12 protein-coding genes and 1 rRNA gene are annotated in these 12,339 nt (G+C 58.3%); 6 read left to right on the forward strand and 7 right to left on the reverse strand.

Annotated features, from left to right (window positions below; genetic code table 11):
• Window positions 1-3: 3 nt before the first annotated feature.
• The 5 genes from nuoJ to nuoN are packed head-to-tail and all read left to right on the forward strand — an operon-like array spanning window position 4 to window position 5,717.
• On the forward strand, window positions 4-513 hold the full coding sequence (nuoJ, locus tag JTJ32_RS09000) for an NADH-quinone oxidoreductase subunit J (RefSeq protein ID WP_099228007.1): 510 nt from the start codon (window positions 4-6) through the stop codon (window positions 511-513).
• The gene (gene nuoK, locus JTJ32_RS09005) at window positions 510-818 is read left to right on the forward strand and encodes an NADH-quinone oxidoreductase subunit NuoK (RefSeq protein ID WP_002554020.1); all 309 of its coding nucleotides are present in this window, start codon (window positions 510-512) and stop codon (window positions 816-818) included. Before nuoJ ends, nuoK begins: the two co-directional genes overlap by 4 nt.
• On the forward strand, window positions 815-2,668 hold the full coding sequence (gene nuoL, locus JTJ32_RS09010; protein ID WP_099228008.1) for an NADH-quinone oxidoreductase subunit L: 1,854 nt from the start codon (window positions 815-817) through the stop codon (window positions 2,666-2,668). Before nuoK ends, nuoL begins: the two co-directional genes overlap by 4 nt.
• A gap of 39 nt (window positions 2,669-2,707) precedes the next feature.
• Complete coding sequence (gene nuoM / locus JTJ32_RS09015; RefSeq protein WP_210041814.1) at window positions 2,708-4,240, forward strand: NADH-quinone oxidoreductase subunit M; 1,533 nt, start codon at window positions 2,708-2,710, stop codon at window positions 4,238-4,240.
• Window positions 4,241-4,247: 7 nt separating this feature from the next.
• Window positions 4,248-5,717, forward strand: a complete 1,470-nt coding sequence (gene nuoN / locus JTJ32_RS09020) for an NADH-quinone oxidoreductase subunit NuoN (RefSeq protein ID WP_184323324.1) — start codon at window positions 4,248-4,250, stop codon at window positions 5,715-5,717.
• Between the two features lie 58 nt (window positions 5,718-5,775).
• Here nuoN and JTJ32_RS09025 read toward each other — a convergent pair whose 3' ends face one another.
• The 6 genes from JTJ32_RS09025 to JTJ32_RS09050 all read right to left on the reverse strand — a co-directional run bounded on the left by JTJ32_RS09025 (window position 5,776) and on the right by JTJ32_RS09050 (window position 11,329).
• The gene (locus JTJ32_RS09025) at window positions 5,776-6,840 is read right to left on the reverse strand and encodes an AI-2E family transporter (RefSeq protein ID WP_184323323.1); all 1,065 of its coding nucleotides are present in this window, start codon (window positions 6,838-6,840) and stop codon (window positions 5,776-5,778) included.
• 95 nt (window positions 6,841-6,935) lie between these two features.
• Window positions 6,936-8,615 (reverse strand): methyl-accepting chemotaxis protein CtpM, encoded by a 1,680-nt coding sequence (locus tag JTJ32_RS09030; RefSeq protein WP_099228012.1) that lies wholly within the window; start codon window positions 8,613-8,615, stop codon window positions 6,936-6,938.
• Window positions 8,616-8,728: 113 nt separating this feature from the next.
• On the reverse strand, window positions 8,729-10,051 hold the full coding sequence (locus JTJ32_RS09035; RefSeq protein ID WP_099228013.1) for a sensor histidine kinase: 1,323 nt from the start codon (window positions 10,049-10,051) through the stop codon (window positions 8,729-8,731).
• Complete coding sequence (locus JTJ32_RS09040) at window positions 10,048-10,716, reverse strand: response regulator transcription factor (protein ID WP_210041815.1); 669 nt, start codon at window positions 10,714-10,716, stop codon at window positions 10,048-10,050. Before JTJ32_RS09040 ends, JTJ32_RS09035 begins: the two co-directional genes overlap by 4 nt.
• The gene (locus tag JTJ32_RS09045) at window positions 10,716-11,021 is read right to left on the reverse strand and encodes a PepSY domain-containing protein (RefSeq protein ID WP_004884624.1); all 306 of its coding nucleotides are present in this window, start codon (window positions 11,019-11,021) and stop codon (window positions 10,716-10,718) included. Before JTJ32_RS09045 ends, JTJ32_RS09040 begins: the two co-directional genes overlap by 1 nt.
• Window positions 11,021-11,329: a PepSY domain-containing protein gene (locus tag JTJ32_RS09050; RefSeq protein WP_099228015.1), complete on the reverse strand. Its 309-nt coding sequence runs from the start codon at window positions 11,327-11,329 to the stop codon at window positions 11,021-11,023. The genes JTJ32_RS09045 and JTJ32_RS09050 overlap by 1 nt, the downstream gene beginning before the upstream one ends.
• A gap of 216 nt (window positions 11,330-11,545) precedes the next feature.
• Here JTJ32_RS09050 and queD point away from each other — a divergent pair, with 216 nt between their 5' ends.
• Complete coding sequence (queD, locus tag JTJ32_RS09055; protein WP_184323318.1) at window positions 11,546-11,902, forward strand: 6-carboxytetrahydropterin synthase QueD; 357 nt, start codon at window positions 11,546-11,548, stop codon at window positions 11,900-11,902.
• Between the two features lie 119 nt (window positions 11,903-12,021).
• Here queD and rrf read toward each other — a convergent pair.
• A 5S ribosomal RNA gene (gene rrf / locus JTJ32_RS09060) occupies window positions 12,022-12,137 on the reverse strand.
• Between the last annotated feature and the right edge of the window lie 202 nt (window positions 12,138-12,339).

Here is a 12,339-nt window from a genome sequence, read left to right on the forward strand (position 1 = left end):
AAGATGGAATTCGCTTTCTATTTCGCATCCGGTATCGCTGTCGTGTCCACCCTGCGGGTGGTCACGAACACGAATCCGGTGCATGCCCTGCTCTACCTGATCATTTCACTGATCGCCGTCGCCATGACGTTCTTCAGTCTTGGCGCACCGTTCGCCGGTGTACTGGAAGTCATCGCCTACGCTGGCGCAATCATGGTGTTGTTCGTGTTCGTGGTAATGATGCTGAACCTTGGCCCGGCCTCGGTCGAGCAGGAACGTACCTGGCTGAAACCGGGTATCTGGCTCGGTCCGGTCATCCTCGGCGTGCTGCTGCTGGCAGAGCTGCTGTACGTGCTGTTTGCCAACCAGACCGGCGCTGCCATCGGTCACACCACGGTCGACGCCAAGGCGGTCGGTATCAGCCTGTTCGGGCCTTATCTGCTCGTTGTGGAACTTGCCTCGATGCTGCTGCTTGCAGCCGCAGTCACGGCATTCCACCTGGGCCGCAACGAGGCGAAGGAGCCAAGCCAATGAATGCTATCCCTCTCGAACATGGTCTGGCGGTGGCCGGCGTCCTGTTCTGCCTCGGTCTGGTCGGCCTGATGGTGCGACGCAACATCCTTTTCGTGTTGATGAGCCTTGAGATCATGATGAACGCCTCTGCTCTTGCGTTCGTCGTTGCCGGCAGCCGCTGGGCGCAGCCGGATGGACAGGTCATGTTCATCCTGGTGATCAGCCTTGCAGCGGCCGAGGCCAGTATTGGCCTGGCGATCCTGATGCAGCTGTATCGCCGCTTCCACACGCTCGATATCGACGCTGCCAGTGAGATGCGCGGATGAATCTTCTCTTTCTGACTTTTGTATTTCCCCTCATCGGTTTTTTGCTGCTGTCGTTTTCACGGGGCCGCATTTCGGAAAACCTGGCAGCGCTGATCGGCGTCGGCTCCATCGGGCTCTCCGCCATCGTGACGGCCTGGGTCATCTGGCAATTCAACGTCGCACCGCCTGAAGGTGGTCATTACACCCAGGTGCTGTGGCGCTGGATGGACGTGGATGGCTTCCAGCCCAACTTCGCCCTGTATCTGGACGGCCTGTCCGTCACGATGCTGGGTGTAGTGGTCGGTGTAGGCTTCCTGATCCACCTGTTCGCGTCCTGGTACATGCGCGGCGAAGCGGGCTACTCGCGCTTCTTCTCCTACACCAACCTGTTCATTGCCAGCATGCTGTTCCTGATCCTGGGCGACAACCTGCTGTTCATCTACTTCGGTTGGGAAGGCGTGGGCCTGTGCAGCTACCTGTTGATCGGTTTCTATTACAGCAACCGCAACAACGGCAACGCAGCCCTCAAAGCGTTCATCGTGACGCGCATCGGCGACGTGTTCATGGCCATCGGCCTGTTCATCCTGTTCCAGCAGCTGGGTACGCTGAACGTTCAGGAACTGCTGGTAAGGGCGCCGGAGCACTTCAAGGTCGGCGACTTCTGGATCGTACTGGCGACGCTGATGCTGCTCGGTGGTGCTGTCGGTAAATCTGCACAGCTGCCACTGCAGACCTGGCTGGCGGACGCGATGGCCGGTCCGACTCCGGTTTCGGCACTGATCCACGCGGCAACGATGGTAACGGCCGGTGTCTATCTGATTGCCCGGACTCATGGCCTGTTCGCCCTCGCGCCGGACATCCTGCATCTGGTTGGCGTCGTCGGTGGCGTCACGCTGGTACTGGCTGGCTTCGCAGCGCTGGTGCAGACCGACATCAAACGTATCCTCGCCTACTCGACCATGAGCCAGATCGGCTACATGTTCCTGGCACTCGGTGTCGGCGCGTGGGAAGGTGCGATCTTCCACCTGATGACGCATGCGTTCTTCAAGGCGCTGCTATTCCTTGCATCGGGTGCCGTGATCGTTGCCTGCCACCACGAGCAGAACATCTTCAAGATGGGCGGCCTGTGGAAGAAACTGCCACTGGCCTACGCAAGCTTCATCGTCGGTGGTGCCGCTCTGGCCGCGCTGCCACTGTTGACGGCAGGCTTCTACTCCAAGGACGAAATCCTCTGGGAAGCGTTCGCCAGTGGTAACAACGGTCTGTTGTACGCCGGTCTGGTCGGTGCGTTCATGACATCGCTGTACACCTTCCGCCTGATCTTCATCGCGTTCCACGGTGAAGCCAAGACCGAAGCGCACGCGGGTCACGGCATCGCTCACTGGTTGCCACTGTCGGTGCTGATCGTACTGTCGACCTTCATCGGCGCGCTGATCACGCCTCCGCTGGCCGGCGTACTGCCGCAAAGCGTTGGCCATGCCGGTGGCGAAGCCAAGCACAGCCTGGAAATCGCCTCGGGCGCCATCGCACTGGCGGGCATTCTGCTTGCGGCATTGCTGTTCCTCGGCAAGCGTCGTCTTGCAACAGCCATTGCCAACAGCGGTCCGGGCCGTTTCCTGTCAGCCTGGTGGTTCGCCGCCTGGGGCTTTGACTGGATCTACGACAAGCTCTTCGTCAAACCTTATCTGGCGATCAGTCATCTGCTGCGTAGCGATCCGTTCGACCGCACCATCGGCTTGATCCCACGTCTGGTCAAAGGCGGTCATGACACCATGAGCCGTACCGAGACCGGCCAGCTGCGTTGGTATGCTGCCTCGATTGCCGTGGGTGCCGTTCTGGTACTCGGTGCCGTCATTCTGGTTGCGGTCTGACATGAACCTTGCGAATTTGCGAAAGGAATTGAGCCCGTCATGATTCTGCCTTGGCTAATCCTGATCCCCTTTATCGGCGGCCTGCTGTGCTGGCTGGGTGAGCGCTTCGGCCCTACCCTGCCGCGCTGGATCGCGCTGCTGACCATGACCCTCGAACTGGCCCTGGGCCTCTGGCTCTGGGCCACCGGCAACTACGGCTACGCGCCGGTGCCCGGTGCGGATCCGACCTGGACCCTGGAATTTCACCAGCCGTGGATCACCCGTTTCGGCATCGACGTACATCTGGCCCTTGATGGCCTGTCGTTGCTGATGATTCTGCTGACCGGCCTGCTCGGCGTGCTGTCGGTGCTGTGCTCCTGGAAGGAAATCCAGCGCAAGGTAGGCTTCTTCCACCTTAACCTGATGTGGATTCTGGGCGGCGTGGTGGGCGTGTTCCTCGCCATCGACCTGTTCATGTTCTTCTTCTTCTGGGAAATGATGCTGGTGCCGATGTACTTCCTCATCGCGCTCTGGGGTCACAGCTCGGCAGACGGCAAGAAAACCCGTATCTATGCCGCGACCAAGTTCTTCATCTTCACTCAGGCCAGCGGCCTGATCATGCTGGTGGCGATTCTGGGCCTGGTGCTGGTGCACTTCAATCAGACAGGTGTCATCACCTTTGCCTATGCCGACTTGCTGAAAACCAAACTGGCACCAGGCACCGAGTACATCCTGATGCTGGGCTTCTTCATCGCGTTCGCCGTGAAGCTGCCGGTCGTACCGTTTCACTCCTGGCTGCCGGATGCACACGCTCAGGCGCCGACAGCGGGTTCTGTCGATCTGGCGGGTATCCTGCTGAAGACTGCGGCCTATGGTCTGTTACGTTTCGCGCTGCCACTGTTCCCTAATGCCTCGGCAGAGTTCGCACCGATCGCGATGACGCTCGGTCTGGTCGGTATCTTCTACGGTGCGTTCCTGGCGTTCGCCCAGACCGATATCAAGCGTCTGATCGCGTTCTCCAGCGTCTCGCACATGGGCTTTGTGCTGATCGGTATCTACTCCGGCAGCCAGCAGGCACTGCAAGGCGTCGTCGTACAGATGCTGGCGCATGGTCTGTCGGCCGCCGCGCTGTTTATCCTCAGCGGTCAGCTCTACGAGCGCCTGCACACGCGTGACATGCGCGAAATGGGTGGCCTCTGGTCGCGAATCGCTTATCTGCCAGCTATCAGCCTGTTCTTCGCAGCCGCTTCTCTGGGCCTGCCAGGCACCGGTAACTTCGTCGGTGAGTTCCTGATCCTGCTGGGCAGTTTTGTCAGCTCGCCATGGGTCACCGCCATTGCCACATCCGGTCTGGTATTCGGTTCTGTTTATTCGCTGATCATGATCCACCGCGCCTACTTCGGCCCGTCCACATCGGACGAGATTCTCAAGGGCATGGATGGACGGGAAATGATCATGGTGCTGGGCCTTGCCGCGTTGCTGATTGTGCTAGGGGTCTTCCCGCAGCCGATTCTCGACACCTCGGCAGCGACCATGCACGGCGTGCAGCAATGGCTAGGCACTGCCTTCACTCAACTCGCTTCGGCCCGGTAAGAGCGCTATGGACCTGACGATTCAACACTTTATTGCGCTTGCGCCGCTGCTGATCACCAGTATCACCATCGTTGTGGTGATGCTGGCGATCGCGTGGCGCCGCAATCACTCGCAAACCTTTCTGCTTTCGGTAGCGGGTCTGAACCTGGCCCTGCTTTCCATTTACCCGGCATTGAAGGTTGCCCCGCTGGCAGTCACACCGCTGCTGCAGATCGACAACTTCGCCTGCCTGTACATGGCGATCATCCTCGCCTCTACCCTGGCGTGCGTCACCATGGCTCATGCCTATCTGGGCGACGCCAAGGTCGGGTATCCGGGCAACCGCGAAGAACTCTACCTGCTGATCCTGCTGGCAGCCGCTGGCGGTTTGGTTCTGGTGAGTGCTCAGCACCTTGCTGGCCTGTTCATCGGTCTCGAACTGCTGTCGGTGCCGGTCTACGGTCTGGTGGCCTATGCCTTCTTCAACAAGCGCTCGCTGGAAGGCGGCATCAAGTACATGGTGCTGTCGGCTGCGGGTTCGGCCTTTCTGCTGTTCGGTATGGCGTTGCTGTACGCGGAAGCAGGCTCGTTGAGTTTCGAAGGCATCGGCAAGGCCATCGCTGCGACCGGTATGCCTAGCCCGATTGCAAGCCTGGGTCTGGCAATGATGCTGGTCGGCCTGGCATTCAAACTGTCGCTGGTGCCTTTCCACCTCTGGACGCCAGACGTTTACGAAGGCGCTCCTGCTCCGGTTGCAGCGTTTCTGGCCACGGCCAGCAAGGTTGCGGTGTTCGCTGTGCTGGTGCGTCTGTTCCAGATCTCGCCAGCCGCCAGCAGCGGTGTGCTGCAGGACGTACTGGCAGTCATCGCCGTGGCCTCGATTCTGGTCGGTAACCTGCTGGCACTGACCCAGACCAACCTCAAGCGTCTGCTGGGTTATTCCTCCATCGCGCATTTCGGTTACCTGATGATTGCGCTGGTGGCCAGCAAAGGTATGGCGGTCGAAGCCATCGGTGTTTATCTGGCCACCTACGTGCTGACGTCTCTGGGCAGCTTCGGCGTGATCACCATGATGTCGTCGCCGTACAGCGGTCGCGACGCCGATGCGATGTTCGAATACCGTGGTCTGTTCTGGCGTCGTCCTTACCTGACCGCTGTTATGACCCTGATGCTGCTGTCGCTGGCGGGTATTCCGCTGACGGCTGGCTTCATCGGCAAGTTCTACATGATCGCGACGGGCGTCGAGTCCCAACTGTGGTGGCTGGTCGGCGCACTGGTACTGGGCAGCGCCATCGGCCTGTTCTACTACCTGCGCGTCATGGTCACGATGTACCTGGTCGATGCCAAGCTGCCGCGTCACGACGCAGCCTTCAACTGGGCACAGCGCACCGGTGGCGTCATGCTATTGGCCGTGGCGATCCTGACCTTCGTACTGGGTGTCTACCCACAACCGTTGCTGGATCTGGTAGTCAACGCGGGCATTCACATGCCGGGCTGATTGCCTGAACATAAAAAACCCTGCTACTTGGCAGGGTTTTTTTTCGCCTCGGGCAACGCTAACCCGGCAATCGAACGGGTTTCTTGGCACTGCTGAACAGTCCCCAGGTGGAGATGAACAACGCAGCAATCAGCGGGCCGATGACAAAGCCGTTCAGGCCGAACACCGACATGCCGCCAAGTGTAGAGATCAGGATCAGGTAGTCCGGCATCTTGGTGTCCTTGCCGACCAGAATCGGACGCAGCACATTGTCTACCAGACCAATGACGAAGATGCCGAACAGCCCCAGAACGACGCCCTGCCAGATCATACCGCTGAGCAGGAAGTACAACGCCACAGGCGCCCAGACGATCCCCGCCCCCACCGCCGGCAGCAACGACAGAAAGGCCATGATGACCGCCCAGAGCAGTGCGCTCGGGATATCCAGCGCCCAGAAGATGAACCCGCCCAACGCACCCTGCGTGACCGCCACCACGACGTTACCTTTGACCGTAGCACGTACGACGCGGGTGAATTTGAGTTGCAGACGGCGCTTCTGCTGTTCAGCCAGCGGGACCGCGTTGCGCATTTTGCGGACCAGTTCGTGGCCGTCGCGCAGGAAGAAGTAGAGCAGGTAAAGCATGATGAAAAAGCTGACCACGAAATCGAAGGTCCCCTGCCCGAAACTGAAGGCCTGAGTCGCCAGATACTGGCTGCCTTGCATCGCGCCCTTGGCAATCTTGTCGCGCAGCCCTTCAAGGTCACCCATGCCAAGCCGGTCAAGCAGCGCCTGCAGCGAATGCGGCAACAGGGTCTTGAATTCAGCCAGGTAGCCCGCAATGTCCAGTTGCCCGGTTTCGACGTTTTTGTACAGGGTGGTGCCTTCCTGAACCAGCAAGGCGCTGATGATGATCACCGGCAAGATGGCGATGACCAAACAGATGATCAGCGTGCACAGGGATGTCAGGTTGCGTGACCAACCGAATCGAAGCAACAGTCTGCGCTGAAGCGGCGCAAAGATAATGCCGAGAATCACGGCCCAGAACACTGCGCCGTAGAACGGCAGCAGAATCCAGATGAAGGCAACGGTCACCCCCACCAGTAGCAGGAGTAGTGTCTTGTATTGCTGTACGGTTTCGTTCATGTCCAGTCCATGTCAGTAGACCGCGCATTGCGCGCGGTCTAGCTCTTAGTCAGCGGACAAACGTACGAGTGCCGTGGGAAACGACGACAGCCGGGTCAGACCCGAAATTGGCCAACCAATCCATCCAGACGTGAGCCCAGTTCAGCAAGACTGCGCGAGGTCTGCGCACTTTGCCGGGTTTCGTCTGCCACGCTTTCGACCGCTCCGGCGATCTGATGGACACTGCGATTGATTTCTTCCGCCACGGCCGTCTGCTCTTCAGCCGCACTCGCGATTTGAGCGTTCATCGAGTTGATGGTCGCAATCAGCTCGCCGATGGTACTTAGCGATAGACCCGCCTCGTTGGCCTGGGTCGACGTCCCGTCACCGGCCTCGCTGGAACGACGCATGGCGGAAACGGCTTCCTGTGTGCCGTGCTGCAGGCGATCAATCATCCCCTGGATTTCCTGCGTGCTCTGCTGGGTGCGGCTGGCAAGCGCTCGCACCTCATCGGCAACCACGGCAAAACCACGACCGGCTTCCCCTGCCCTTGCAGCCTCAATGGCGGCGTTGAGGGCCAACAGATTAGTCTGCTCGGCAATGGAGCGAATGACACCGAGCACGCTGACGATTGACGACACGTCTTGCTGCAAGCTGTCCAGCGACGTACCGCTCTTGCGGATATCGTCCACCAGCGCGTGAATCTGCCGAATGCTGCCATCGACGACACGCTTGGCCGTGCGACCCTGCTCATCGGTCTGCTGCGCGGCCACCGAAGCGCCCTGGGCGCTCTTGGCGACCTCCTGCGCGGCGGCCGACATTTCGTTGATGGCGGTGGCCACTTGATCCGTCTCGTGGCGCTGACGCTCCATTGCGCTTTCTGAACGCTGAGCCTGCGACGACACTTCACTCACCAACCCATTCAGCTGTCCGGTCATTTCAGTGATCTGCCGCACCAGCCCGTGGATCTTGTCTACGAAGCGGTTGAAGGAGGTGGCCAGTTCACCCAGCTCGTCGTTGCTGGTTACAGCCAGACGACGTGTCAGATCGCCTTCGCCTGCAGCGATGTCGTCGAGGTTGTCTTTCATCAGGCGCAGGGGGCGCAACAACGTGCCGGTCAGCAGCATGCCAGCGACACTGATGACCACCAGGACCAGCAAGGTGATTCCAAGGATGCTGTAGAGCATTTCCTGCAAGCGAGCTTCCACGTTCTGCCTGACGACGGCGACCTGGGCATCGATGCCGTCCAGATTGACCGCAGAGCCTACAACCAGGTCCCATTTGGGCAGATAATCGGTGTAACCGATCTTGGGCACAGGTTCGGTCTTGCCAGGGAGCGCCGAGGAATACATCACATAGTGGGTTCCCGCCTTGCCGACGGCAACCAGTTCCCGATTGAGGTACACCCCATTCGGGTCACGCACGTCATTGAAGCTCTTGCCCAGCCCGTCAGGGTTGGTACTTCTGAAAATACGAATGACTTGGGAGTCGTAGCCGAAGAGATAGCCATCCTTGCCGTAGGACACTGCGGACAGCAGCTTGATAGCCGTGGCTTTTGCTGTTTCATCACCCGGAGCTGATGCTTCATACAATGGCTTGATGGCGGTCATCGCGATAGCAACGTAGTTTTGCAGGGTGGTCTTGGCCTCGGAGAGCAGGCGCTCTCGCGTGTCGCTGACCTCTCGGTCAGCCTGCTGGTGCAGCATGAATACGGTCGTCGCGCTGATCACCAGCCCGAACATCAGAACCGGCAGTATTGCCAGTGACAGCACCTTGGCTTTCAGACTAAGACGCATAGGATTGGCCTTATGGTTATTGTTATAAAGTCAGGTATACCCCTCCTTTATCGGCAGCCTTGTCTGAATATGAAGATCGGTCCTGATTTTCTGTCAGGCTGAACTGAAGATGCTCAGGGAGCGGTTCGCTCGGGAAGATCGATCTGTACCCGCAGTCCGTGCAATGGGCTGTCGAGCAGCTGCAATTGGCCACCCCAAGCCTCAACGATGTCGCGAACGATACCCAGACCGAGACCGTGCCCCGTGATCTGCTCGTCCAGACGTGCTCCCCGGCTGAACACTTCTGCGCGCCTGGATTCGGGTATGCCGGGGCCGTCATCGTCAATCAGCAAACGGAAACCCTGATGCTGACGCAGGATATCCAGTTGCACCTCGCTGTCCGCCCACTTGCATGCGTTGTCCAGCAGGTTACCCAGCAACTCGAGAATGTCCTCCCGATCCCAAGGCAGATACATGCCGCCTTCCACCTTGTTGACCAGATCAAGATGACCACCGTGGATCATGCCTAGCGTGGAGAAAAGACCAGGCAACTCGGTGTCGCAATCAAAGCGCGCGCCGGGCAGCGCGTCACCTGAGAGCCGCGCGCGGTTTAGCTCGCGCTCCAGACGCAGCCGAATATTTTCAAGCTGTTCCTGAAGGGTTTTGCGCAGCGCCGGATTGTTGTCGAGCTGATCACTCAGCGCGAGACTGAGGAGCACCGCCAAAGGGGTCTTGAGCGCATGTCCCAGGTTACCCAGCGCATTGCGCGAGCGCTTGAGGCTGTCCTCGGTATGGGCGAGCAAATGGTTGATCTGGGCAACCAGCGGCTCAAGCTCGAGCGGTACATGCTCGTCCAGCTGTGAACGCTGACCTTGCTGAAGTTGCGAAATCTGTTCACGAACCGTTTCCAGTGGCCTTAATGCTCTAAAGACCGTGACGCGCTGCAGCACGAGCACCAGTATCAACGCTGCAAGCCCCAGCCCCAGACCGATCTGCTGCATCCGGCGGAAACTGGCTTTGACCGGCGTGTAGTCCTGAGCCACGGTGATCGTGATTTTCTTGCCGAACTTTCGATATTCCGCCGTCAGCATCAATAGTGACTGACCGGTCTGGCCGAGTTCAAAATTGGCATGCAAGCCGACAGGGCCTGACTCGGGCAGCTCGAAATCCCAGAGCGAGCGCGACCGCCAGTGACCTTGTGGCAGATCCATGCGGAAGTAATGTCCGGATAATGGACGCTGATAGGCGCCTGACAACCGATGATCATCAAGTTGCAGGCCTGCCGGCCCGCGGACCAGCGCAACGAGCAGGTTCTCGCTCTCGTTACGCAGGCCCGATTCCAGATAACGCTGCAGGCCCAGTTCAAAAAGCCAGAGGCTGGTCTGCGCCATGACCAGACCCACGACAACCATGACGGCGATCAGGCCCAGACTCAATCGCCGCTGTATGGACTTCAACCGCCTGCCCCACCATACACATAGCCCTGACCACGGCGCGTTTCGATCACACCCCGCCCCAGCTTGCGACGCAGATGGTTGACGTGCACCTCGATCACATTGGAATCACGTTCGTTTTCTCCATCGTACAGGTGCTCGGAGAGATGGCTTTTGGAGAGAATCTGTTCGGGGTGCAGCATGAAATAGCGCAACAGCCGAAACTCGGCCGATGTAAGCTGGATATCGGCACCATCGAGCGATACTGACTGTCGTCCCTCGTCCAGCGTCAGGCCTGCCGCTTCCAGCGTAGGCTGGTTGGCCAACCCGTGCGAGCGGCGCAACAATGCCTGGATGCGCAGCTGAAGCTCTTCAGGATGAAAGGGCTTGGTCAGGTAATCATCAGCGCCGGCTTTAAGCCCTTCGATACGCTCTGACCAGGAGCCGCGAGCAGTGAGTATGAGCACCGGAATGGCGAGACCATTGCTTCGCCATTGCTCCAGCACTTCAAGGCCGGGCAGGCCGGGCAAACCCAGGTCCAGAACGATAAGATCATAAGGCTCGCTGGCCCCTTGATAGACCGCGTCACGCCCGTCGGCCAACCAGTCAACCGCGTAGCCTTGCCGCCCAAGTGCGGCGATGAGTTCGTCCGCCAGGGGCACGTGGTCTTCAACCAGTAACAGACGCATCAATCTTCCTCGTCTTTCAGCAGCCGGCTATCGCGAGCGTCGAACTTCAGCTCGCGAACAACGCCCTGCGGGGTCAGCAATTCAAATTCGTACACGTAAACGTCGTGTTTTTCTTCAAGCTCAGCCTCGAGCAACTTGGAACCCGGATGGAGGCCCAACGCATGCTCGATGAATTGCTCGAGAGGCAGGATGACGCCCTGTTGTCTCAGCCTGAGGGCTTCATCCTGATTCAGATCTCTGGCATACGCAAAGGAACAAACCAGGCTCAGGCCAAGGATTGCGCAGAGAGGCTTGTCGACATTCATTAATTATCCTGATGATTCCGGAAGACATGACCAGTGACAGCATCTATTTCGAGGTCCCATTCAACGTTTTTGGCGTCCAACAGTTCGACCTTGTAAACATACCTGCCGTACTGGCTCTTCAACTCTGTGTCGATGATCCTGGCGCCGGGATGCGTGGAAAGCGCCTGTGCGTCAAGGTGCTCATACGGCTGCAGCGTCCCCGCACTGCTCAATCGCAAAACCTCATCGGGATCAACGTTGCGTGCATGAATGATACAGGCAGCCATTGAAAGCGCTAATGCAGTCATTAGAGTGATCGGCATTTTCATTATTGGAAGGCTCCATGGCGGCCGATGCTTTTATGGCAACCATCATAACGCCGGGAACTTAATTCAAACTGAACACATGTGGCTACGAGCCATCATTTCCGAGTACTGAAACCTCCCTTCCCTCTCCGCAATCATGGAGTTTCAAACCATTGCTGTTAAACTCGTGGCCTGCATTTGTCGCATCGGCGATCGCCATTTTCCTAGAGCTAATACATTTTGGAAATCTTTAAAGAGTTTACATTTGAGTCAGCCCACCGCCTCCCACACGTGCCGGATGGCCATAAGTGCGGACGCCTGCATGGGCATTCCTTTCGCGTAGGCATTCACCTGGCAGGCAAGGTAGACCCTCATACGGGGTGGATACGGGATTTCTCTGAAATCAAGGCGATCTTCAAGCCTCTCTATGAACGCCTTGATCACAACTACCTCAATGACATCCCGGGCCTTGAAAATCCGACCAGCGAGAATCTGGCGAAATGGATCTGGAATGAATTGAAACCTTTACTCCCTGAACTCTCGGCCGTGCGTATTCATGAAACCTGCACAAGCGGATGTGAATACCGCGGCGAGTGACTTCAAAAACCACCTTGAACAGGTGGTTTTTTTTGCATCGAATACCGTGCTAGAGCCAATTTCAGCGCACACAGACAAAACCCCTCACCGCGTAAGCGATGAGGGGTTCTGGAATTGAATCTTGACGATGACCTACTCTCACATGGGGAAACCCCACACTACCATCGGCGATGCATCGTTTCACTGCTGAGTTCGGGATGGGATCAGGTGGTTCCAATGCTCTATGGTCGTCAAGAAATTCGGGTACCGAAGCGTGCCATGCGGCGCGATTCAGCAAAATGGGTATGTGATAGCGGTGTGGTTCGTGATGCAAACTTTCGGTTCGTGTCGTCTTCACAGTCACCGCAATCTGTGCCCGTCGGGTCGCAGATTGCTTGGGTGTTATATGGTCAAGCCTCACGGGCAATTAGTATTGGTTAGCTCAACGCCTCACAGCG

This window comes from Pseudomonas alliivorans, from assembly GCF_017826695.1.
GTDB classification, from domain to species: Bacteria; Pseudomonadota; Gammaproteobacteria; order Pseudomonadales; family Pseudomonadaceae; genus Aquipseudomonas; species Aquipseudomonas alliivorans.

Excerpts from the sequence above, each read along its gene's own strand:
- nuoJ (WP_099228007.1), top strand. The coding sequence starts at position 4 with ATGGAATTCGCTTTCTATTTCGCATCCGGTATCGCTGTCGTGTCCACC.
- nuoK (WP_002554020.1), top strand. The coding sequence starts at position 510 with ATGAATGCTATCCCTCTCGAACATGGTCTGGCGGTGGCCGGCGTCCTG.
- nuoL (WP_099228008.1), top strand. The coding sequence starts at position 815 with ATGAATCTTCTCTTTCTGACTTTTGTATTTCCCCTCATCGGTTTTTTG.
- nuoM (WP_210041814.1), top strand. The coding sequence starts at position 2,708 with ATGATTCTGCCTTGGCTAATCCTGATCCCCTTTATCGGCGGCCTGCTG.
- nuoN (WP_184323324.1), top strand. The coding sequence starts at position 4,248 with ATGGACCTGACGATTCAACACTTTATTGCGCTTGCGCCGCTGCTGATC.
- JTJ32_RS09025 (WP_184323323.1), bottom strand. The coding sequence starts at position 6,840 with ATGAACGAAACCGTACAGCAATACAAGACACTACTCCTGCTACTGGTG.
- JTJ32_RS09030 (WP_099228012.1), bottom strand. The coding sequence starts at position 8,615 with ATGCGTCTTAGTCTGAAAGCCAAGGTGCTGTCACTGGCAATACTGCCG.
- JTJ32_RS09040 (WP_210041815.1), bottom strand. The coding sequence starts at position 10,716 with ATGCGTCTGTTACTGGTTGAAGACCACGTGCCCCTGGCGGACGAACTC.
- JTJ32_RS09045 (WP_004884624.1), bottom strand. The coding sequence starts at position 11,021 with ATGAATGTCGACAAGCCTCTCTGCGCAATCCTTGGCCTGAGCCTGGTT.
- JTJ32_RS09050 (WP_099228015.1), bottom strand. The coding sequence starts at position 11,329 with ATGAAAATGCCGATCACTCTAATGACTGCATTAGCGCTTTCAATGGCT.